Annotated in this window: 19 protein-coding genes; 8 read left to right on the top strand and 11 right to left on the bottom strand. The window is 65.3% G+C overall.

Annotation, left to right across the window (positions count from 1 at the left end; translation table 11 throughout):
- Window positions 1-85 precede the first annotated feature (85 nt).
- The gene (locus N7422_RS18925; RefSeq protein ID WP_279807953.1) at window positions 86-1267 is read left to right on the top strand and encodes an NAD(P)/FAD-dependent oxidoreductase; all 1182 of its coding nucleotides are present in this window, start codon (window positions 86-88) and stop codon (window positions 1265-1267) included.
- Window positions 1268-1477: 210 nt separating this feature from the next.
- Complete coding sequence (yccS, locus tag N7422_RS18930; protein WP_279807954.1) at window positions 1478-3661, top strand: YccS family putative transporter; 2184 nt, start codon at window positions 1478-1480, stop codon at window positions 3659-3661.
- A gap of 32 nt (window positions 3662-3693) precedes the next feature.
- Here the strand turns inward: yccS and N7422_RS18935 are convergent, their stop codons facing one another.
- On the bottom strand, window positions 3694-4431 hold the full coding sequence (locus N7422_RS18935; RefSeq protein ID WP_279807955.1) for a transporter substrate-binding domain-containing protein: 738 nt from the start codon (window positions 4429-4431) through the stop codon (window positions 3694-3696).
- Window positions 4432-4643: 212 nt separating this feature from the next.
- On the opposite strand from N7422_RS18935, the gene N7422_RS18940 reads away from it, so the two are divergent.
- On the top strand, window positions 4644-5096 hold the full coding sequence (locus tag N7422_RS18940; RefSeq protein WP_279807956.1) for a GNAT family N-acetyltransferase: 453 nt from the start codon (window positions 4644-4646) through the stop codon (window positions 5094-5096).
- Between the two features lie 65 nt (window positions 5097-5161).
- On the opposite strand, the gene N7422_RS18945 is transcribed toward N7422_RS18940, so the two are convergent.
- The 9 genes from N7422_RS18945 to tkt all read right to left on the bottom strand — a co-directional run bounded on the left by N7422_RS18945 (window position 5162) and on the right by tkt (window position 14591).
- Window positions 5162-5464 carry a winged helix-turn-helix domain-containing protein gene (locus N7422_RS18945; protein ID WP_217852246.1) on the bottom strand — a complete coding sequence of 101 codons (303 nt, stop codon included), beginning with the start codon at window positions 5462-5464 and terminating at the stop codon, window positions 5162-5164.
- A gap of 14 nt (window positions 5465-5478) precedes the next feature.
- Window positions 5479-5979 (bottom strand): M48 family metallopeptidase, encoded by a 501-nt coding sequence (locus N7422_RS18950; RefSeq protein ID WP_279807957.1) that lies wholly within the window; start codon window positions 5977-5979, stop codon window positions 5479-5481.
- 38 nt (window positions 5980-6017) lie between these two features.
- Entirely contained in the window at window positions 6018-8135 is a 2118-nt protein-coding gene (locus N7422_RS18955; RefSeq protein ID WP_279807958.1) for an EAL domain-containing protein, read from the bottom strand.
- 241 nt (window positions 8136-8376) lie between these two features.
- The gene (gene fba, locus N7422_RS18960) at window positions 8377-9441 is read right to left on the bottom strand and encodes a class II fructose-bisphosphate aldolase (RefSeq protein WP_279807960.1); all 1065 of its coding nucleotides are present in this window, start codon (window positions 9439-9441) and stop codon (window positions 8377-8379) included.
- 100 nt (window positions 9442-9541) lie between these two features.
- Entirely contained in the window at window positions 9542-9871 is a 330-nt protein-coding gene (locus N7422_RS18965) for an MliC family protein (RefSeq protein ID WP_279807961.1), read from the bottom strand.
- A 79-nt stretch (window positions 9872-9950) separates the two neighbouring features.
- Window positions 9951-10169: a hypothetical protein gene (locus N7422_RS18970; protein WP_279807962.1), complete on the bottom strand. Its 219-nt coding sequence runs from the start codon at window positions 10167-10169 to the stop codon at window positions 9951-9953.
- A gap of 32 nt (window positions 10170-10201) precedes the next feature.
- Window positions 10202-11365 carry a phosphoglycerate kinase gene (locus N7422_RS18975; RefSeq protein WP_279807963.1) on the bottom strand — a complete coding sequence of 388 codons (1164 nt, stop codon included), beginning with the start codon at window positions 11363-11365 and terminating at the stop codon, window positions 10202-10204.
- A 12-nt stretch (window positions 11366-11377) separates the two neighbouring features.
- On the bottom strand, window positions 11378-12439 hold the full coding sequence (gene epd / locus N7422_RS18980) for an erythrose-4-phosphate dehydrogenase (RefSeq protein WP_279807964.1): 1062 nt from the start codon (window positions 12437-12439) through the stop codon (window positions 11378-11380).
- A gap of 154 nt (window positions 12440-12593) precedes the next feature.
- Window positions 12594-14591, bottom strand: coding sequence for a transketolase (gene tkt, locus N7422_RS18985; protein WP_279807965.1), 1998 nt, complete (start codon window positions 14589-14591; stop codon window positions 12594-12596).
- 325 nt (window positions 14592-14916) lie between these two features.
- Between tkt and N7422_RS18990 the strand changes: the two genes are divergently transcribed.
- The 4 genes from N7422_RS18990 to N7422_RS19005 all read left to right on the top strand — a co-directional run bounded on the left by N7422_RS18990 (window position 14917) and on the right by N7422_RS19005 (window position 19393).
- Window positions 14917-15909 carry a metalloregulator ArsR/SmtB family transcription factor gene (locus N7422_RS18990; RefSeq protein ID WP_279807966.1) on the top strand — a complete coding sequence of 331 codons (993 nt, stop codon included), beginning with the start codon at window positions 14917-14919 and terminating at the stop codon, window positions 15907-15909.
- A gap of 19 nt (window positions 15910-15928) precedes the next feature.
- Entirely contained in the window at window positions 15929-17119 is a 1191-nt protein-coding gene (gene metK / locus N7422_RS18995) for a methionine adenosyltransferase (protein ID WP_110734773.1), read from the top strand.
- A 145-nt stretch (window positions 17120-17264) separates the two neighbouring features.
- Entirely contained in the window at window positions 17265-18938 is a 1674-nt protein-coding gene (gene ligB / locus N7422_RS19000) for an NAD-dependent DNA ligase LigB (protein ID WP_279807967.1), read from the top strand.
- Window positions 18939-18997: 59 nt separating this feature from the next.
- A complete protein-coding gene (locus tag N7422_RS19005) occupies window positions 18998-19393 on the top strand; it encodes a DUF1090 domain-containing protein (protein WP_279807968.1) in 396 nt (131 codons plus the stop codon).
- Window positions 19394-19437: 44 nt separating this feature from the next.
- Here N7422_RS19005 and N7422_RS19010 read toward each other — a convergent pair whose 3' ends face one another.
- A complete protein-coding gene (locus tag N7422_RS19010; RefSeq protein WP_279807969.1) occupies window positions 19438-19884 on the bottom strand; it encodes a cytochrome c in 447 nt (148 codons plus the stop codon).
- A 118-nt stretch (window positions 19885-20002) separates the two neighbouring features.
- Between N7422_RS19010 and N7422_RS19015 the strand changes: the two genes are divergently transcribed.
- Window positions 20003-21154, top strand: coding sequence for an MltA domain-containing protein (locus N7422_RS19015; protein WP_279807970.1), 1152 nt, complete (start codon window positions 20003-20005; stop codon window positions 21152-21154).
- Window positions 21155-21164 lie beyond the last annotated feature (10 nt).

Below are 21164 nucleotides of genomic sequence, written 5' to 3' on the forward strand. Positions count from 1 at the left end.
GCCCTGTGTACACGGTTCCCTGTGGGAGCGGCCTTGTGTCGCGATGGGCTGCACAGCAGCCCCAGACTCTCCAAGAGGTAATTTCGTGCACTCCACCGACGTGATCATCCTCGGCGCCGGCGCCGCCGGCCTGATGTGCGCCCAGCTCAGCGCCCGCCGCGGGCGCCGGGTGCTGCTGCTCGACCACGCCAACAAGCCCGGCAAGAAGATCCTCATGTCCGGCGGCGGGCGCTGCAATTTCACCAACATGTACACCGAGCCTGCCAACTTCCTCTCGCACAACCCGCACTTCTGCAAGTCGGCGCTGGCCCGCTACACCCAGTGGGACTTCATCGAGCTGGTGCGCAAGCACGGCGTGCCGTACCACGAGAAGAAGCTCGGCCAGCTGTTCTGCGACAACAAGTCCAGCGACATCCTCGACATGCTCCTGGCCGAGTGCGACGAGGCCGGCGCCGAGCTGCGCATGAACACCAGCATCGAACGCATCGACAAGACCGAGGGCGGCTACACCCTGCAGACCAGCGCCGGTCCGTTCGCCTGCCAGTCGCTGGTGATCGCCACCGGCGGCCTGTCGATCCCGACACTCGGCGCCACTGGGTTCGGCTACCAGGTGGCCCGTCAGTTCGGCCATGAGCTGCTGCCGACCCGCGCCGGTCTGGTGCCGTTCACCATCACCGAGCCCCAGCTCAAGGCACTGTGCACCGAGCTGTCGGGCACCTCGCTGGACTGCGTCGCCAGCTGCAATGGCACCAGCTTTCGCGAGAACCTGCTGTTCACCCACCGCGGCCTGAGCGGCCCGGCGATCCTGCAGATCTCGTCGTTCTGGGAGGCCGGCGATACCGTGGAGATCAACCTGCTGCCCGATCGCGACGCGCTGGAGTGGCTGCAGGGCCAGCAGGTCGAGCGCCCCAACAGCGAGCTGAAGACCGTGCTGGGCGAGGTGTTCACCCGCAAGCTGGCCAACCTGCTGGCCGAGCAGTGGTTCGTTTCGAAACCCTTGAAGCAGTACACACCGGCAGAATTGACCCAGATCGCCGAGCAACTGTCAGCCTGGCAGGTGGTGCCGGCGGGCACCGAAGGCTATCGCACCGCCGAGGTGACCCTCGGTGGCGTAGACACCCGCGAGGTGTCGTCCAAGACCATGGAATCGCTGAAAACCCCAGGGCTGTACTTCATCGGCGAGGTGCTGGATGTGAGTGGGCACCTGGGCGGTTTCAACTTCCAGTGGGCCTGGGCATCGGCCAACGCGGCGGCGCAGTTCGTGTAGAGTAGAATCCATTCAGCAGCACGGAACGCTTCTTGCTGGTCTGTGCTGGAGCGCCATTGTTCGGGGCTGCTGCGCAGCCCTTTCGCGACACAAGGCCGCTCCTGCAGAGGGACGCGATCTCCTGTAGGAGCGGCCTTGTGTCGCGAAAGGGCCGCACAGCGGCCCCAGACGGCCTCAAAGGTATTCAACCGATCTCAGCCCAGGGCCATCATGTCATCGAGCTCGTTCCGCCATTCATTGCGTCGCCTGTGGGGCCAAGACAAGTTCAGCTACGCCATCCGCGTGACCATCGCCCTCACCGGCAGCATGGCCTGGTGCTGGTACCAGAACGAGATGAGCCTGCTGATCCCGCTATTCCTCGGCATCATCGCCAGCGCCCTGGCCGAGACCGACGATGGCTGGCAGGGCCGCCTGAGCGCCCTGGCCGTCACCCTGGTGTGTTTCGCCATCGCCGCGCTATCGGTGGAACTGCTGTTCCCCTATCCCTGGATCTTCGTCATCGCGCTGGCCCTGGCGGCCTTCTCGCTGACCATGCTCGGCGCGCTGGGCGAACGCTATGGCGCAATCGCCTCGGCCACGCTGATCCTCTCGGTCTACACCATGATCGGCGTGGACCAGCGCGGCGGCGAGGTCAGCGACTTCTGGCACGAACCCTTGCTGCTGGTGGCTGGCGCCGCCTGGTATGGCCTGCTGTCGGTGCTGTGGCAAGCATTGTTTTCCAACCAGCCGGTGCAGCAGAGCCTGGCCAGGCTGTTCTACGAGCTGGGCAGCTATCTCAAGCTCAAGGCCAGTCTGTTCGAGCCGGTCCGCACCCTCGACGTCGAGGCCACCCGCCTGGAACTGGCCAAGCAGAACGGCAAGGTGGTGGCCGCGCTCAACGCCGCCAAGGAAATCATTCTGCACCGGGTCGGCAACAGCCAGCCCAACTCCAAGGTCAGCCGTTACCTCAAGCTCTATTTCCTGGCCCAGGACATCCACGAGCGGGTCAGCGCCTCGCACTACCCGTACAACGCCCTCACCGATGCCTTTTTCCACAGCGACGTGATGTTCCGCTGCCAGCGCCTACTGCGCAAGCAAGGATCCTCCTGTCAGGAACTGGCGCGCTCGATCCGCCTGCGCCAACCGTTCGTCCTGGCCAGCGGCTACCCCGAGGCCCTGGAAGACCTCAATGCCTCACTGGAGCACCTGCGCAGCCAGAACAACCCGGCCTGGCGCAGCCTGCTGCGCTCGCTACGCGCGCTGGCCGCCAACCTGGCCACACTGGACCGCCTGCTGAGCGCCGCCAGCAACCCCGACAGCCTGGCCGACGCCAGCGACAGCAGCCTGCTCGACCGCTCGCCACGCAACATCAAGGATGTCTGGAAGCGCCTGCGCACCCAGCTCACGCCCACCTCGCTGCTGTTCCGCCACGCCCTGCGCCTGCCACTGGCGCTGGTGGTGGGCTATGGCATGGTGCACCTGATCCATCCGAAGCAAGGCTACTGGATCATCCTCACCACCCTGTTCGTCTGCCAGCCCAGCTATGGCGCCACCCGGCGCAAGCTGGTGCAGCGGATCATCGGTACCGCCATCGGCCTGACCGTGGGCTGGGCGCTGTTCGACCTGTTCCCCAACCCACTGGTCCAGTCGACCTTCGCGGTGGTCGCCGGGGTGGTGTTCTTCGTCAACCGCACCACCCGCTACACCCTGGCCACGGCAGCGATCACCCTGATGGTGCTGTTCTGCTTCAACCAGATCGGCGACGGCTACGGCCTGTTCCTGCCGCGCCTGTTCGATACCTTGGTCGGCAGCCTGATCGCGATCCTGGCGGTGTTCCTGTTCCTGCCCGACTGGCAGGGCCGACGGTTGAACAGGGTGCTGGCCAACACCCTGGCCTGCGCCAGCGAATACCTGCGCCAGATCATGCAGCAGTACGCCCACGGCAAACGCGACGACCTGGCCTACCGCCTGGCCCGGCGCAACGCGCACAACGCCGACGCGGCACTGTCCACCACCCTGGCCAACATGCTGATGGAGCCTGGGCACTTCCGTAAGGAGGCCGATGTCGGCTTCCGCTTCCTGGTCTTGTCGCACACCTTGCTCAGCTATCTGTCCGGGCTGGGCGCCCACCGCGACACGGCATTGCCGGCAGAGGTCCATGAGCAATTGATCGATGGCGCCGGAAAGACCCTGGCCACGAGCCTGGACGAAATCGCCAACGGCCTGGCGGCACGCTTGCCGGTGGCGATCCACAGCGATGCCGAGGAAGCGCTGGCCAATGCCCTGGAACAGATGCCCGAGGAGCTGGACGAGCACCAGCGGCTGGTGCAGTCGCAGCTGGCGCTGATCTGCCGCCAGTTGGGGTCATTGCGGACCTTGGCCGGGCATCTGATCAAGGAAGGTCAACCCACCTGATCGCGGAACGTGGGAGCGGGCTTGCCCCGCGATCAGAAACCATGCTGGCGCAACAGGCGGTCGTAGCTGCCGTCGGCCTTCATCGCGGCGATGGCCTTCTCGAAGCGGGCCACGATCTTGCGGTGCTCCGGGTGCTTGAGGCTTACCAGGATGTGCAGGTTGTTCTCACTGAGCGGCGGATCGACGAAAGCCACCCCCTCCCGCACCTCCTGCGGCTCGCGCTGCAGGTTGTAGCGCGCCACGTACTCGTCCTCCACCGCCAGGTTCACCCGGCCGGCCGCCAGCATGCGCACCGCCGACGAGAAGTTGCGTACCGGCACCTTGTTCAGCCGCTCGTCGCTGTCGAACGCCGGCGAGTAGGCGTAATCACGCACCACGGCAATGGTGTAGGGGTAGAGATCGGACTGGCGCTGATAGGTGAATGACTCGTCCTGGCGCTTGAGCAGACGGATGCGGTTGACCAGATAGGGCGCGGAGAACTGCCCGATCCGTTTGCGCTCATCGTTGTACCAGGCGTTGATCAGCACATCGTAGCGCCCCTCGCCCACGCCCATCAGCGCCCTGGCCCAGGGCACCTCCTCGAACTCGACGACGTAGCCCGCGCGGCTGAGCGCGGTGGTGACGATACTGGTGGCCAGGCCGCCACCGGGCATGCCGGTGTCGGTGAAAGGCGGCCAGCTGTCGGCCACCAGCCGCAGCTTACCGTGGGCCAGGGCCGGCCCTGCGCACAGCAGTCCCAGCAATCCAAGAACGCAAAGCAGTGGCCGCATGCTCAAATCCTTTCGCAGTTGGGGTCCCACGCTGATGACTGGCGATCTCTACAAGCAACAGATCCTGCAGATTACACAAGCCATCTCCCGGCGACAGCGGACGATAATGTCAATGTGCCTCTATTTTGGCCGAAGGTTTCGTTGCAAGGTCAGTCTCGTGCCCGACGGCGGGATTTGCGATGATCGACCGCCAACCCAAGGAGCCGACAACCATGTCCATCGACTGGATCTGCAAGCACCACAGCGACCTCGACAAGGAACAACTCTACGCCATCCTGCAACTGCGCACCGAGGTGTTCGTGGTCGAGCAGCGCTGCGCCTACCAGGAAGTCGACGGGCTGGATCTGTGCGGCGACACCCTGCACCTCATGGGCTGGGAGGACGAGCGCCTGGTCGCCTACCTGCGCCTGCTCGATCCGCAGGCGCACGAGGGCGAGGTGGTGATTGGCCGTGTGGTGACCGCGCCCGCCGCGCGCGACCTGAAGCTGGGGCATCCGTTGCTGATGAAAGGGCTGGAGGCCGCCGGGCATTGCTGGCCCGGGGTGCCGGTGTATCTGTCGGCGCAGGCGCATTTGCAGAAGTTCTATGCGCGCCATGGCTTCGAAGCGGTAGGCGAGGAATACCTCGAGGACGACATTGCACATATCGGCATGCGCAAACGCTGAAAACGTTGTCGCGGGGCAAGCCCGCTCCCACCGATCAGCGTGGGAGCGGGCTTGCCCCGCGATGCTTACGGATACCCCAGCACATCGCGAATCTGCCGCAGGTGCTGGATGATCCACTGCTTGTCGATCGCCCCCCAGTCGCGAATGCGGTAATGCCCGGCGTGGTTGCGTGCCCCGGCCTGCTGCTCGAACTCGCAGACGATATCCAGGTCGGCCAGGGCGGCGATGGTGTCCTGGGCCGTGCGCCGAGGCATGCCGGTGGCCTCCATCAGCGCCGGCACGCTGGTGGCGGTCTGGCTGTCGATCAGCCAGGCCACGTACAGGCGGCGGTAGAAACTGCTGCGGGTCTTGCTCACTTCCGTGGTCATGGGGTGCTTGTCCCTCAGGTGTTGCCCGGCAGCTCCCGATAGGTCAGGTAGACGCGCAGGTCGAATTCCAGTTGATGGTAGTCCGGCTCCATGTGCTGGCAGAGCTGGTAGAAGGCCTTGTTGTGATCGCGCTCCTTCAGGTGCGCCAGCTCATGCACCACGATCATGCGCAGGAACTGCGGCGCGGCGTCCTTGAACAGCGAGGCGACGCGAATCTCCTTCTTTGCCTTGAGCTTGCCGCCCTGCACCCGCGATACCGCCGTGTTCAGGCCGAGGGCCCGGTGAGTGAGGTCCAGGCGGTTGTCGAACAGCACCTTGTCCAGCGGCGGCGCGCTGCGCAGGTACTGCTGCTTGAGTTCCTGAGCGTAGGTGTAGAGCGCCTTGTCGTTCTGCACCGCATGGCGCTCGGGATAGCGCTGGCGCAGGTAATCGCCCAGGCGATCACTGGCGATCATCTGGCGCACCTGCTCTTGCAGGTGCGGTGGATAGGCTTGCAGATAGCGTAAGGCGGTCATGGCAGGTGGTCGGCACGAGGAAACGCGAGTTTAGCCAATCAACGCGTCCATGGGAAAACCGCCGGGAAGTTGCCGGCATCGCTGGCGGTCAGTGGCCGGGCGACCAGGAAGCCCTGAACGTACGCGCAACCGCTGTCCTTGAGCCATTCGGCCTGGGCCTGGGTCTCCACGCCTTCGGCGATCACGGTGATGCCGTAGGCCGCGCAGAGGCCGAGCACGCTGCGCGCCAGGGCGATGTCCGTCGCAGAGCCGGGCAAGCGCGCCACCAGATGCCGATCGAGCTTGAGGGTGTCGATGGGCAGGTCGCGCAACATGCGCAGCGAGCAGTCACCGGCGCCGAAGTCGTCCAGTGCCACGCGGATACCCAGCTCGCGCAGCCGGTGCAGCTGCTTCACCGCCGCATCGATGTTGTACATCAGCGAGGTCTCGGCCACCTCCACCTCCAGTTGGGCTGGCTGCAACTGGTGTTCGTCGATCACCCGCGCCAGCTCGTCGACCAGCCCGGGCATGGTGAACTGGGCACGGCTGAGGCTGATACCCAGCACCAGTTGCGGGCCGAAGCGCTCGCCCCAGGCCCGGCGCTGCACTGCGCCTTTGCGGTAGATCCAGCTGGCCAGACGATTGATCAGGCGCGCTTCCTCCAGCAAGGGAATGAACAATCCAGGCGGTACATCACCGACACTCGGATGCTGCCAGCGCAACAAGGCTTCGAAACCACGCAATCGACCATCGGCGAACGCCACCTGAGGCTGATAGACCAGCGTGAAGTCGTTCTGCTCGATGGCCGTGCGCACACTGTCCTCGAGCATCAGCCGGGAACGCGCCCGGCCATTGAGCTCCTGGTCATAGAACCGGTACTGCTGCCGCCCGGCCTGCTTGGCCGCGTACATCGCCGCATCCGCGGCGCGCAGCAAGCCCTCTACGGTGGCGCCGCAATCGGGATACGTGGCGATACCGATGCTCACCCCCAGGTTGACGTCCAGGCCATCGACCTGCTGAAAGCTGGACATCCGCTCCAGCAGCTTCTCGGCATGGCGCCCCGCCTGTTCGGGGTATGGCAAGCCATCGAACAACGCGGTGAACTCGTCGCCGCCCATGCGCGCCAGCAGCGCCTCGCTGCCCAGGCACTCCCTGAGCTGGTCGGCCACCCAGCGCAGCACCTTGTCACCTGCATCATGGCCGAGCAGGTCGTTGATCCGCTTGAAGCCGTCCAGGTCCATGTACATCAGGGCCAGGGCCTTGTCAGATCGCTCGCTGCGCAGCAACACGCTCTCGGCGGCCTGATAGAAACCACGGCGATTGAGCAGGCCAGTCAACGGATCGGTCACCGCCTGATGCTCCAGCTGCTGGTGCAGGCTGTGCACCACCGACATGTCCAGCACCGTCACCACCATGGCCTTCTGCTCGGCCGGCAACGGCGCGCAGGACAGCGCCACCGGCACCAGCTGGCCACCAAGCGTGCGCAGCTGGGCATCGTGGACGCGGAAAATCTGCCGCCCCAGGTAAGCCCGATAGAAGTCCGACTCCTGCCACAGGTTGGCGCAGGGCAGCTGGATCAGCTCCAGCACATGGGCGCCCTGCAACTTGTCCACAGGGGCATCGAGCAGTCGCGAAATGGCAGGGTTGGCGAAGCCGATGGTGCCCGACTCATCCACCACGAGGATGCCCTCGGCGGCGTTTTCCAGGATCGAGGCATTGAATGCCCGCGCCGACTCCAGCTCACGGGTCAGGCGCTGCAACATGCGCCGGTTGCGCTGCTGCTCGAGCAGCGCCTGGACCTTGGGCTTGAGGATCTGCGGATCGAAGGGTTTGAACAGATAGTCCACCGCGCCACTGGCATAGCCCTTGAGCACAGCGGCGTCGGACTGCTCGTTGGCGGTGAGGAAGATGATCGGGGTCAGCCGCGTGCGCTGGCTGCCACGCATCAGCCGGGCGACTTCGAAGCCGTCCATCTCGGGCATCTGTACATCCAGCAGGACCAGGTCCACCTCGTGTTCGAGCAGGGCGCTCAAGGCTTCCGTCCCCGAGCTGGCGGTCAACACCTGCCAATCCTGGCGCGACAGCAAGGCCCGCATGCTGATGAGATTTTCCGGGTAATCGTCTACCACCAGCAGCACTGAGCTGCTTTCCGGTGTTTGTGAATAAGCGCCATCCATGCTGCTTCTCTTGTAAGTCCGACTGCGACTCGCGATTGGATCCGATTGTTACTCTAGACTCGACCCTCGAAGACGCAATGCCCACGGATGGCTATAAGCCATCGGAAGGGACGTTAGCCGACTAACGGTATAAGCACGATACGCTCCGAGCGATGCGTGAACCTTGCGCCAGCGCCGCTCATGATCGGCAGGCACAAAAAAACCCGCATGACTGCGGGTTTTCTTGTCGAACGGCGCCGGATCAGTTGACCTTGGCCGCCAGCTCGCCCTTGGCGTAGCGCTGGAACATGCCTTCGAGGGAGATCGGCTTGATCTTCGAGGCGTTACCGGCGGTGCCGAAGGCTTCGTAACGGGCGATGCACACGTCACGCATGGCCTTCACAGTCTCGGCGAAGAACTTACGTGGGTCGAACTCGCTCGGGTGAGCAGCCATGTAGCGGCGAATGGCACCGGTGGAAGCCAGGCGCAGGTCGGTGTCGATGTTGACCTTGCGCACGCCGTACTTGATGCCTTCGACGATCTCTTCGACCGGCACGCCGTAGGTCTCTTTGATGTCGCCGCCGAATTCGTTGATGATCTTCAGCCACTCTTGCGGCACCGAGGACGAACCGTGCATCACCAGGTGGGTGTTGGGGATGCGCTTGTGGATTTCCTTGATGCGGTCGATGGCCAGGATGTCGCCGGTTGGCGGCTTGGTGAACTTGTAGGCGCCGTGGCTGGTGCCGATGGCGATGGCCAGGGCGTCGACCTGGGTCTTCTTGACGAAGTCGGCGGCCTCTTCCGGGTCGGTCAGCATCTGGCTGTGGTCCAGGATGCCTTCGGCGCCGACGCCGTCTTCTTCACCGGCCTGGCCGGTTTCCAGGCTGCCCAGGCAACCCAGCTCGCCTTCCACCGACACGCCGCAGGCGTGGGCGAACGCCACGGTCTGCTGGGTCACGCGGACGTTGTAGTCGTAGTCGGACGGGGTCTTGCCGTCTTCCTTCAGCGAGCCGTCCATCATCACCGAGCTGAAGCCCAGCTGGATGGAACGTTGGCACACGTCGGGACTGGTGCCGTGGTCCTGGTGCATGCACACCGGAATGTGCGGGAACTCTTCGATGGCCGCCAGGATCAGGTGACGCAGGAACGGGGCACCGGCGTACTTGCGGGCGCCGGCCGAGGCCTGGACGATGACCGGGGAGTCGGTGGCATCCGCGGCTTCCATGATGGCGCGCATCTGCTCGAGGTTGTTGACGTTGAAAGCCGGAACGCCGTATCCGAACTCGGCGGCGTGGTCCAGCATCTGGCGCATGCTAATGAGTGCCATGGTGTATCTCTCTCCCGACAAGCGTCGTTTGTTTCGTGCAAGCCTGCCGCAGGGGCGGTTGCTGTTCAAGTAGTGTGGGCCACCTTGGCGGCCCGGCCAGTCACGGTGCCTTGCAGCCCCGCCCAATCAGATCGTTGGTCGCCACCCAGTACACCAGGCCTTCGTCGCCCTTGGTGTGGAAGGCCAGCATGCCATCGCTGTACAGCGCGCCCGAGGCGCCCGGCTCGGACTTGAGCCGGTAGACCTGGTCGCCGCCGCCGAGGCGTACATCGACCGCGTCCTGCTGCGCGTCGGCGAAACGCCACAGCACTTCGGCCTGGCTGTCGCAGACCCAGCGGGTCCAGTTGTCCGCCGGGGCGGGTTGGGCCGGCTGCAGCAGCGAGCAGCCTGCCAGGGTCGCCAGGGCCAATGCGGCCAGAAGCGCTTTCATCCTAAAACCTCGTCATGGGTCCGCTGCGCGGACCCTCTTCCAAGACCACAAAACCCAGGCTTGGTTGCCCAGTACCCGATCAAGGGCAGCCCGGCGCCTTGCGCTGGTGCTCGTCGTCGTACTTTTCCAGGCCATCCGGGCCCAGGCGCTTGTTGATCACCGGTACCGTCTCGGCCTGCCACTGGGACTGGTAGCAACCGCCCTTGGGCGGTTGCGCCGGATCGGCCTCGCTGCCCTTGTTGCTGGAACAGGCGCCCAGCAACACGGCCACGATCATCACAGGCAATTGCTTGACCATCAGGTCGCTCCCTTTGCCAGGCGCCTTCACTCTCAGGCCTTGGCCCGTTCTTCCAGGATTGCCACGGCAGGCAGGACCTTGCCCTCGACGAACTCGAGGAACGCGCCGCCACCGGTAGAAATGTAGGAGATTTCCTTGCTGACGCCATACTTGTCGATGGCCGCCAGGGTGTCACCGCCACCGGCAATGGAGAACGCGGCGCTGTCGGCGATGGCCTTGGCCAGGACCTTGGTGCCGTTGCCGAACTGGTCGAATTCGAACACACCGACCGGGCCGTTCCACAGGATAGTCTTCGAGGTCTTCAGCAGCTCGGCGAACTGCTCGGCGGTTTTCGGGCCGATGTCCAGGATCATGTCGTCGGCGGCCACGTCGGCGATGGCCTTGACGGTGGCTTCGGCGCTTTCGGCGAATTCCTTGGCGACCACCACGTCCACCGGCAGCGGCACGCTGACCTTGGCGGCGATGGCCTTGGCGGTCTCGACCAGGTCAGGCTCGTACAGCGACTTGCCAACCGGGTGTCCGGCGGCGGCGAGGAAGGTGTTGGCGATGCCGCCACCGACGATCAGCTGGTCGCAGACCGCGCTCAGGCTGTTCAGCACATCCAGCTTGGTCGACACCTTGGAGCCGGCGACGATCGCCGCCATCGGCTTGGCCGGGGCCTTCAGCGCCTTGCCCAGGGCATCCAGCTCGGCAGCCAGCAGCGGGCCGGCGGCGGCGACCTTGGCGAACTTGGCGACGCCGTGGGTGGAACCCTCGGCGCGGTGAGCGGTGCCGAAGGCGTCCATCACGAACACGTCGCACAGGGCTGCGTATTTCTGCGCCAGCTCGTCGGCGTTCTTCTTCTCGCCCTTGTTGAAGCGCACGTTCTCGAACAGCACCAGGTCACCGGCCTTGAGCTCGACGCCGTCGAGGTAGTCGGCGACCAGCGGCACGTCACGGCCCAGGGCCTTGCTCAGGTAGTCGGCGACCGGCTTGAGGCTGTTCTCGGCGGAGAACTCGCCTTCGGTCGGGCGGCCCAGGTGCGAGCAGACCATTACCGCCGCGCCCTTCTCCAGGGCCAGCTTGATGGTCGGCAGCGCTGCCAGGATACGCGCGTCGCTAGTTACCACACCGTCCTTCACAGGGACGTTGAGGTCTTCGCGGATCAGTACGCGCTTACCTTGCAGGTCGAGGTCGGTCATCTTCAACACGGTCATGAATGCAGTCCTTCAGGGCTGTTTGCTGCGGGTTGGGTGAACGACGTGCAGATAGTGTTCGGCAACGTCGAGCATACGGTTGGCAAACCCCCATTCGTTGTCGAACCAGGCCAGCAGGTTCACCAGGCGGGGGCCTGAGACACGGGTCTGGCTGGCATCGACGATCGCCGAATGCGGGTCATGGTTGAAATCACAGCTGGCGTGGGGCAGCTCGGTGTAGGCCAGCAAGCCTTTCAGCGGGCCGTCCAGGGCGGCCTCGCGCAGCACCCGGTTGACCTCCTCGGCGCTGGTGTCGCGGGCGGTCTGCAGGGTGATGTCCAGGCACGACACGTTGACGGTCGGCACGCGTACCGCTTTGGCCTGGATTCGCCCGGCAAGTTCCGGCAGCAGGCGCTCGATGCCACGCGCCAGGCCGGTGGACACCGGGATCACCGACTGGAACGCCGAGCGGGTGCGGCGCAGATCTTCGTGGTGATAGGCGTCGATCACCGGCTGGTCGTTCATCGCCGAGTGGATGGTGGTGATCTGCACGTACTCGATGCCGAAGGCCTGGTCCAGCACGCGCAGCAGCGGCACACCGCAGTTGGTGGTGCAGGAGGCATTGGACACCAGCAGCTCACGACCGGTCAGGCAGTCCTGGTTCACACCGTAGACCACCGTGGCGTCGATATCCGCCTCGCTGGCCATGGGCTGGGAGAACAGCACCCGGGGCGCGCCGGCGTCAAGAAAGCGCTGGCCATCGGCACGGGTGTGATAGGCACCCGAGCACTCCAGCACCAGGTCGATGTCCAGCGCGGCCCAGTCGATGCCTTCCGGGGTGGCGCTGCGCAGCACTTTCACGCAGTCGCCATTGATGTGCAGGCAGTCGCCATCGACCTTCACCTCACCGGGAAAACGCCCGTGGGTGGAGTCGAAGCGGGTCAGGTATTCCAGGCTGGCCTGGTCGGCCAGGTCGTTCAGCGCGACGATCTCGAAACCGGCCTTCGCCCCCCGCTCGAACAGTGCGCGCAGGACACAGCGGCCGATGCGGCCGTAACCGTTGAGTGCAACTTTGTAGGGACGCGGGTGGGGCATTCGATGGCTCGCTAACGCATGATGGCTTTTGGGGCCGCTTTGCGGCCCATCGCGACGCAAGGCCGCTCCTACAGGGTACGGTGTACGCCATACCTTGTAGGAGCGGCCTTGTGTCGCGAAACGAGGGCAACGCCCTCGCCTCGCACAGTCTGAATCAGTCTTCCAGCAGCTCTTCGGCGGTACCCAGGATGTTGTCCAGGGTGAAGCCGAACTCCTCGAACAGCGCGGAGGCCGGCGCCGACTCACCGTAGGTGGTCATGCCGATCACGCGGCCCTCGAGGCCGACGTACTTGTACCAGAAGTCGGCGTGAGCAGCTTCGATGGCGATGCGCGCACCGACTTCCAGCGGCAGGACCGACTGCTTGTACGCGGCGTCCTGGGCGTCGAACACGCTGGTGCTCGGCATCGACACGACGCGGACCTTGCGGCCCTCCGCGGTCAGCTTGTCGAAAGCCTGCACGGCCAGGCCCACTTCGGAACCGGTGGCGATCAGGATCAGCTCAGGCTCGCCGGCGCAGTCTTTCAGCACGTAGCCGCCACGGGCGATATCGGCGATCTGCTGAGCGTTGCGTTCCTGATGCTGCAGGTTCTGACGCGAGAAGATCAGCGCCGACGGGCCGTCCTTGCGCTCCAGGGCGGCTTTCCAGGACACCGCGGACTCGACCGCGTCGGCCGGACGCCAGGTGTCCAGGTTCGGCGTGCTGCGCAGGCTGGTCAGTTGCTCGATCGGCTGGTGGGTCGGGCCGTCTTCGCCCAGGCCGATGGAGTCGTGGGTGTAGACGTGGATCACGCGCTGCTTCATCAGCGCCGACATGCGCACGGCGTTGCGCGCGTATTCCATGAACATCAGGAAGGTGGCGCCGTAAGGCACCAGGCCGCCGTGCAGGGCGACGCCGTTCATGATCGCGGTCATGCCGAATTCGCGCACGCCGTAGAACACGTAGTTGCCGCTGGCGTCATTGGCCTCGACGCCCTTGCAGCCTTTCCACAGGGTCAGGTTGGAACCGGCGAGGTCCGCCGAGCCACCGAGGAATTCCGGCAGCAGCGGGCCGAAGGCGTTCAGGGTGTTCTGGCTGGCCTTGCGGCTGGCGATGGTCTCGCCCTTGGCGGCGACTTCGTTGATGTATTGCTGGGCCTTCTCGCTGAAGTCGGCTGGCAGGTCACCGGCGGTGCGGCGCTTGAACTCGGCCGCCAGCTCCGGGTGGGCCTTGGCGTAGGCATCGAAGCGCTGGTTCCACTCGGCCTCGGCCTTGGCACCGGCTTCCTTGGCATCCCACTCGGCGTAGATGTCGGCGGGAATCTCGAACGGACCGTGGTTCCAGTTCAGTTCCTTGCGGGCCAGGGCGATTTCGTCGTTGCCCAGCGGCGCGCCGTGGCAATCTTCCTTGCCCTGCTTGTTCGGCGAGCCGAAGCCGATGATGGTCTTGCAGCAGATCAGGGTCGGACGGTCGCTCTTGCGAGCGGTGTCGATGGCCATCTTGATCTCGTCGGCGTCGTGACCGTTGACGTTGCGGATCACCTGCCAGTTGTACGCCTCGAAGCGCGCCGGGGTGTTGTCGGTGAACCAGCCGTGCACTTCGCCGTCGATGGAAATGCCGTTGTCGTCGTAGAAGGCGATCAGCTTGTTCAGGCCCAGGGTGCCGGCCAGCGAGGCGACTTCATGGGAGATGCCTTCCATCATGCAGCCGTCGCCGAGGAACACGTAGGTGTTGTGGTCGACGACGTTGTGGCCTTCACGGTTGAACTGGGCGGCCAGCACTTTTTCCGCCAGGGCGAAGCCCACGGCGTTGGCCAGGCCCTGGCCCAGCGGGCCGGTGGTGGTCTCGACGCCCGGGGTGTAGCCGAATTCCGGGTGACCCGGGGTGCGGCTGTGCAGCTGGCGGAACGACTTGAGGTCATCGATGGTGACGTCGTAGCCGGTCAGGTGCAGCAGCGAGTAGATCAGCATCGAGCCGTGGCCGTTGGACAGCACGAAGCGGTCGCGGTCGGCGAAGCTTGGATTGCTCGGGTTGTGCTTCAGGTAGTCGCGCCAAAGCACTTCGGCGATATCCGCCATGCCCATGGGGGCACCTGGGTGGCCGCTGTTGGCCTTTTGCACGGCATCCATGCTGAGGGCACGAATGGCGTTGGCACGTTCACGACGGCTGGGCATCGCTGAGTCTCCTGGGGCTTTGAATTAGTAGTGAAACGAAAAAAGGCGGCCATTTTCGCCCACTGGGGGCCCGGGGGCAATGACGTATGGTCGCACTCGGGCTTTTTTCCTGTGATTGATTGGGAAAAGAGTAAAAAAGCGGGGTTGTGGGAGCGGGTTTGCCCCGCGATGGCGCCAGCCCTGGCCCCTCCTGCGCCGGATCTGACGCCATCGCGGGGCAAGCCCGCTCCCACGAGGGAGCCCTGGAAACCACTGATCAGCCAATATCAAAACTTTTTGATATTGCTATTGCGACGACAGCATCCCCTGTCTAGACTCCCGCCCCATGAACCTCAATGCGTCCATCACCCCACAACGCAGCGACGAACTGGCTGCCCTGTGCAAGGCCGGCGGCGACCCCCTGCGCCTGAACGTGCTGCGCGCATTGGCCAACGATTCGTTCGGCGTGCTGGAACTGGCGCAGATCTTCGATATCGGCCAGTCGGGCATGAGCCACCATTTGAAGGTGCTGGCCCAGGCCGACCTGGTGGCGACCCGCCGCGAAGGCAATGCAATTTTCTATCGCCGCGCCCTGCCCGACAGCCAACGCCTCGGTGGTCGCCTGCATTCGGCGCTGCTCGTGGAGGTCGACGACCTCGCACTGCCGCAGGACGTGCAGGCGCGCATCGCCCAGGTCCAGCAGCGCCGCGCGGCAACCAGCCAGGACTTCTTCCTGCGCGTGGAAGAGAAGTTCCGCGCCCAGCAGGACCTGATCGCCGGGCTGCCACAGTACCGCGAAAGCCTGCTGGCACTGCTTGACAAGCTCAGCTTCGACGACGGCGCCAGCGCCCTGGAGGTGGGCCCCGGCGACGGCGGCTTCCTGCCCGACCTGGCCAGGCGCTTCGAACAGGTCACGGCAATGGACAACAGCCCGACCATGCTCGAGCTGGCCCGCCAGGTCTGCGAGCGCCATCAACTGAACAACGTGAACCTGCAGTTGGCCGATGCACTGGGTGCAACGGATGTAAAAGCCGACTGCGTTGTGCTGAACATGGTGCTGCACCATTTCAGCGACCCGGCCCTGGCCTTGCGCCTGCTGGCCAAACGGGTGAAGGCAGGCGGCAGCCTGCTGGTCACCGAGCTGTGCAGCCATGACCAGGGGTGGGCGCGCGAAGCCTGCGGCGACCTCTGGCTGGGCTTCGAGCAGGACGACCTGGCCCGTTGGGCCAACGTGGCGGGGCTGGTCCCGGGGGACAGCCTCTACGTAGGCTTGCGTAACGGTTTCCAGATCCAGGTCCGGCATTTCCAGCGGGCCGCTGGCGACACACAACATCGGTAAATTTCAGGAACCCATCGAGATGAGCGAATACTCCCTTTTCACCTCCGAGTCCGTGTCCGAAGGGCATCCGGACAAGATCGCCGACCAGATCTCCGACGCGGTGCTGGACGCCATCATCGCCCAGGACAAGTACGCCCGCGTGGCCTGCGAGACCCTGGTCAAGACCGGTGTCGCCATCATCGCCGGTGAAGTCACCACCTCGGCCTGGGTCGACCTGGAAGAGCTGGTGCGCAAGGTGATCATCGACATCGGCTACAACAGTTCCGACGTCGGCTTCGACGGCGCCACCTGCGCCGTGATGAACATCATCGGCAAGCAGTCGGTGGACATCGCCCAGGGCGTCGACCGCTCGCGCCCCGAAGACCAGGGCGCCGGCGACCAGGGACTGATGTTCGGCTATGCCAGCAACGAGACCGATGTGCTGATGCCAGCGCCGATCTGCTTCTCGCACCGCCTGGTCGAGCGCCAGGCCGAAGCACGCAAGTCCAAGCTGCTGCCGTGGCTGCGCCCGGACGCCAAGTCCCAGGTCACCTGCCGCTACGAAAACGGCAAGGTGGTCGGCATCGACGCCGTCGTCCTGTCCACCCAGCACAATCCTGAAGTCTCGCAGAAAGACCTGCAGGAAGCGGTGATGGAGCTGATCGTCAAGCACACCCTGCCGGCCGAACTGCTGCACAAGGACACCCAGTACCACATCAACCCGACCGGCAACTTCATCATCGGTGGCCCGGTGGGCGACTGCGGCCTGACCGGTCGCAAGATCATCGTCGACTCCTATGGCGGCATGGCCCGTCACGGTGGTGGTGCGTTCTCCGGCAAGGACCCGTCCAAGGTCGACCGTTCCGCCGCCTACGCCGGTCGCTACGTGGCCAAGAACATCGTTGCCGCGGGCCTCGCCGAGCGCTGCGAGATCCAGGTGTCCTACGCCATCGGCGTGGCCCAGCCGACTTCCATCTCGATCAACACCTTCGGCACCGGCAAGGTCTCCGACGAAAAGATCGTGCAGCTGGTGCGCGAATGCTTCGACCTGCGTCCATACGCCATCACCACCATGCTCGACCTGCTCCACCCGATGTACCAGGAAACCGCTGCCTACGGTCACTTCGGTCGTACCCCGCAGCAGAAGACCGTGGGTGACGACACCTTCACCACCTTCACCTGGGAGCGCACCGACCGCGCTGCCGCCCTGCGCGACGCCGCCGGCCTGTAATAGGTCCCACAGCGGTACAGGAAAGCCCCTGCCGAGCGATCGGCAGGGGCTTTTTCATGACATATCGACTGACAATCCGCCGCCACGCGCTTTGGCGCCAATGCCTAGGCTGAGCATTCCTTTCCGCCCCGCAAGGATGCCGGCCATGCCGTTCGGGCTACTGCTGTTGCTGCTGTTCTTTCCCTGGTTGCCTGCTGGCGCTCGAACCTGTCCCGACTGGCCCGAAGAGCGCGCCCACAAGGAAGTGAGGCAACTACGCCTGACCCTCGCCCGCTGGGACGATCACTACCATCGCCAGGGCGTGGCGCTGGTGGCCGACGAGCTTTATGACCAGAGCCGCCAGCGTCTGCAGGACCTGCAGGCCTGCTCCGCCCTGCCCGATACGGGTGACAATCCGCTGGCTAGCGCCCGTGGCACGGTGGCCCATCCCGTGGCCCATACCGGGGTCGGCAAGCTTGCCGACGAACAGGCCGTGCGCCGCTGGCTGCATGGCAGGCAGGAGGTATGGATCCAGCCAAAGGTGGATGGCGTTGCCGTCTCGCTGATCTACCGGCAAGGCCGTCTGGTACGCCTGCTCAGCCGAGGCGACGGTACCCAGGGGCATGACTGGAGCCGCCACATCGCCGTGCTGGGCAGCGTCGTGCGCCAACTGCCCCAGCCGCTGGATACGGTGTTCCAGGGCGAGCTGTACTGGCGCCTGGACGATCACGTGCAAGTCGAGGCCGGCGGCGCCAATGCCCGCAGCGTCATCGCCGGCCTGCTGGCGCGCAGGCAACTGACGGAGGAACAGGGCGCGGGCATCGGCCTGTTCGTCTGGGACTGGCCGGACGGACCGGACACCCAGGCCGAGCGCTTGGCACGCCTGGCCGCGCTGGGCTTCAGCGACAGCCAGCGCCTGAGCGTGGCCATCGACGGCTTCGACGACGCCGCGTACTGGCGCCAACATTGGTATCGCCACGCACTGCCCTTCGCCACCGACGGCGTGATCCTGCGCCAGGGCAGTCGCCCTCCCGCGCGACGCTGGCGGGCTCAGGCGCCGTACTGGATAGCGGCCTGGAAGTATCCCTTGCGCCAGGTGTTGGCACAGGTTCGCGACGTTCACTTTCGCATCGGGCGCACCGGGCGCATCACACCCTTGCTGCAACTGGAGCCGGTAACCGTGGACGACCGGCGGATCGGCCAGGTGAGCCTGGGCTCGCTGGCCCGCTGGCAGCGGCTGGACATCCGCCCGGGCGATCAGGTCGCGGTGAGCCTGGCCGGGCTGACCATTCCACGCCTGGAGAGCGTGGTTCACCGCAGCCCGGTGCGCCCCGCCGTGCCTGCGCCGGACCCTGCGGCGCATCACCCCTTGAGCTGCTGGACGGCAAGCGCTGCCTGCCAGCAACAGTTCCTTGCACGACTGACCTGGTTGAGCGGCAAGCAAGGCCTGGACATGCCAGGCACCGGCCCAGGCCTGTGGAAAACCTTGCTGGACAGTGGACGGGTCACCACCCTGGCCGACTGGCTGAAACTGGAACGCGACGACCTGCTCGGCGTGCCGGGCATTGCCCGGGCACGTGCAGACCAGCTACTGCAAGCCTTCGAACTGGGGCGCCGGCAGCCATTCGAACGCTGGCTGCGCGGCATGGGCCTACCCGCTCCGGCCAGCGTGAGGCTGGAGATGGACTGGTCCACCCTGGCCTCCAGAAACATCGAGCAATGGCTTGCCGAACCCGGTGTAGGACCCGGCCGAGCCGGCCAGTTGCAGGCGTTTTTCGCCAATGAGCAGGTGCAGGCGCTGGCCCTGCAACTGCGTGCCCATGCAATCGAGGGTTTCTAATTTGCGCGGATCAGGGCAGCATTTCGCTTTCTGCCGCCCCGCCCCGAATGGAGCCCCCGATGAAACTGCTTTCGTCCCTCGCCCTGTCCACCCTGCTCGGTTTCGCCGCCAGCCCGCTGCTGGCCGCCGAGGAGCAGCCGGGCCTGACCGGCTGCGCGGCCAAGCGCCAGGCCATCAGTGAACAGATCGAACAAGCCCGCGCCCATGGCAACAGCGCCCAGCAGGCCGGCCTGGAAAAGGCCCTGAGCGAAGTCACCGAGCACTGCACCGACGCCGGTCTGCGCAAGGAGCGCGAGCAGAAGGTGCTCGACGCCCGTCACGAAGTGAACCAGCGCACCAAGGACCTGGACAAGGCCATGAAGAAAGGTGACGCGGAGAAGATCAACAAGCGCAAGGACAAGCTGGCCGAGGCCAAGAAGGAACTGCAGGAAGCCGTGGACGAACTCGAGCGCTAGCCCAACGCCATCCTGTGCGAGCACTCCCACGAGAGCCCCTCGGCTCAGTGATTGCGAAACTCGCTATGACAGGCTTTGCACGCCGCCTCGACCTTGTCCATCGGCGCCTTCACCTGCGCGGCGTCCAGCGGCTGGCCGCGAGTCGCCGCGACCAGCTCGCCGGTGACCCCCTCCAGCTGCCGGGCCAGGTCGTGGAACCGCGCCTGACGCTCCCAGACCTCTGCACGCGCACTGCTGTCACCGTCGTCGCGGACCTGCGGGAAGTGCTGCCAAGGTTCATGGACCAGGGTATCGAGCTTCACCGCGCCGTCGGCGAACTTCGCCCCGTCGAACGGCAACCGGCCACGCAACATGCCGCCCATGTCCTCGCTGGTCTTGAGCATCTGCTTGAAGATCGCCTTGCGCTGGCCCAGCGGCGAGTTGGGATCGACGCCATCGCAGGCGCTCAGGGCAAGGGCGGCGAGCAGTACTACGGTCAATCGCTTGAACATCACGGTCTCTTCGGCCAGGAAAACGGGCGGCCAGTATCGCCGCCCCTTGGGCAAAGACCAATAGCCACACAGAAAACAGGGGCGAATCTTCATGCTTGCCCCACACAGGATCGAACACATGAAATCTGCATTGCGCCACCTCGCCTGGGCACTGCCCGCCCTGGCGCTCCTGGCCGGCTGCAACGGCGGCGAGAGCGCCAAGCCCGAACCCCATGCCATCGCCACCTACGCACCAGCCACCTGGAAGGACTTGCCTCAGGTCAGCGACGAGGACCTGCTGGCCGGCTTCTACGCCTGGCGCAATGGCTGCGAAAAGCTCAAGCGCGACCCAGTCTGGGCCGCCACCTGCGAAGCGGCAGGGTCGGCAACGGCCAGCGCCGCCCAGGTGCGCACCTTCCTCGAACAGAACCTTGAGGTCTATGGCCTGCGTTCGGCGCAGAACAGCGCCAGCGGCCTGATCACCGGTTACTACGAGCCCGTCTATCCCGGCAGCCTGGCGCGCAGTGACAGCGCGCATGTGCCGGTGTACGGCGTGCCCGAGGACATGATCGTGGTCGACCTCGCCAGCGTGTACCCCGAGCTCAAGGGCAAGCGCCTGCGCGGGCGCCTCGAAGGGCGGGTGCTCAAGCCCTACGACACCGCCGAGGTGATCAACCGCGACGGCGCCAAGGCGCCGGTGCTGGCCTGGCTGACCGACCCGATGGACCTGCAGTTCCTGCAGATCCAGGGCTCGGGCCGCATCCAGCTGGAAAACGGCCGCCAGTTGCGGCTGGGTTACGCCGACCAGAACGGCCACCCCTACCGCCCGATCGGCCGCTGGCTGGTGGACCAGGGTCAGTTGCCGAAGGAACAGGTGACCATGGGCAGCATCCACGCCTGGGCCCAGGCCAACCCGCAACGCGTCCCGGAACTGCTGGCCAGCAACCCGAGCTACGTGTTCTTCAGCACCCGTCCGGACAGCAACGAAGGTCCGCGCGGCTCGCTCAACGTGCCATTGACCGCCGGCTACAGCGTGGCCATCGACCGCAAGGTGATTCCGTTGGGCAGCCTGCTGTGGTTGTCCACCACCCGTCCGGACGGCAGCCCGGTGGTGCGCCCTGTCGGCGCCCAGGACACCGGTGGCGCCATCACCGGCGAGGTACGCGCGGACCTGTTCTGGGGCACCGGGCCCGAGGCTGGGGAACTGGCGGGCAACATGAAGCAGCAGGGGCAGATCTGGATGCTGTGGCCCAAGGGGCAGCCCTTGCCCGAAGTGCCGAAGGTGCCTTGATCGGCGCCGC

It is taken from the genome of Pseudomonas sp. GD04091, from assembly GCF_029836165.1.
In the GTDB taxonomy this organism is placed as follows: Bacteria; Pseudomonadota; Gammaproteobacteria; order Pseudomonadales; family Pseudomonadaceae; genus Aquipseudomonas.

Excerpts from the sequence above, each read along its gene's own strand:
- yccS (WP_279807954.1), top strand. The coding sequence starts at position 1,478 with ATGTCATCGAGCTCGTTCCGCCATTCATTGCGTCGCCTGTGGGGCCAA.
- N7422_RS18935 (WP_279807955.1), bottom strand. The coding sequence starts at position 4,431 with ATGCGGCCACTGCTTTGCGTTCTTGGATTGCTGGGACTGCTGTGCGCA.
- N7422_RS18940 (WP_279807956.1), top strand. The coding sequence starts at position 4,644 with ATGTCCATCGACTGGATCTGCAAGCACCACAGCGACCTCGACAAGGAA.
- N7422_RS18945 (WP_217852246.1), bottom strand. The coding sequence starts at position 5,464 with ATGACCACGGAAGTGAGCAAGACCCGCAGCAGTTTCTACCGCCGCCTG.
- N7422_RS18950 (WP_279807957.1), bottom strand. The coding sequence starts at position 5,979 with ATGACCGCCTTACGCTATCTGCAAGCCTATCCACCGCACCTGCAAGAG.
- N7422_RS18955 (WP_279807958.1), bottom strand. The coding sequence starts at position 8,135 with ATGGATGGCGCTTATTCACAAACACCGGAAAGCAGCTCAGTGCTGCTG.
- fba (WP_279807960.1), bottom strand. The coding sequence starts at position 9,441 with ATGGCACTCATTAGCATGCGCCAGATGCTGGACCACGCCGCCGAGTTC.
- N7422_RS18965 (WP_279807961.1), bottom strand. The coding sequence starts at position 9,871 with ATGAAAGCGCTTCTGGCCGCATTGGCCCTGGCGACCCTGGCAGGCTGC.
- N7422_RS18970 (WP_279807962.1), bottom strand. The coding sequence starts at position 10,169 with ATGGTCAAGCAATTGCCTGTGATGATCGTGGCCGTGTTGCTGGGCGCC.
- N7422_RS18975 (WP_279807963.1), bottom strand. The coding sequence starts at position 11,365 with ATGACCGTGTTGAAGATGACCGACCTCGACCTGCAAGGTAAGCGCGTA.
- epd (WP_279807964.1), bottom strand. The coding sequence starts at position 12,439 with ATGCCCCACCCGCGTCCCTACAAAGTTGCACTCAACGGTTACGGCCGC.
- tkt (WP_279807965.1), bottom strand. The coding sequence starts at position 14,591 with ATGCCCAGCCGTCGTGAACGTGCCAACGCCATTCGTGCCCTCAGCATG.
- N7422_RS18990 (WP_279807966.1), top strand. The coding sequence starts at position 14,917 with ATGAACCTCAATGCGTCCATCACCCCACAACGCAGCGACGAACTGGCT.
- metK (WP_110734773.1), top strand. The coding sequence starts at position 15,929 with ATGAGCGAATACTCCCTTTTCACCTCCGAGTCCGTGTCCGAAGGGCAT.
- ligB (WP_279807967.1), top strand. The coding sequence starts at position 17,265 with ATGCCGTTCGGGCTACTGCTGTTGCTGCTGTTCTTTCCCTGGTTGCCT.
- N7422_RS19005 (WP_279807968.1), top strand. The coding sequence starts at position 18,998 with ATGAAACTGCTTTCGTCCCTCGCCCTGTCCACCCTGCTCGGTTTCGCC.
- N7422_RS19010 (WP_279807969.1), bottom strand. The coding sequence starts at position 19,884 with ATGTTCAAGCGATTGACCGTAGTACTGCTCGCCGCCCTTGCCCTGAGC.
- N7422_RS19015 (WP_279807970.1), top strand. The coding sequence starts at position 20,003 with ATGAAATCTGCATTGCGCCACCTCGCCTGGGCACTGCCCGCCCTGGCG.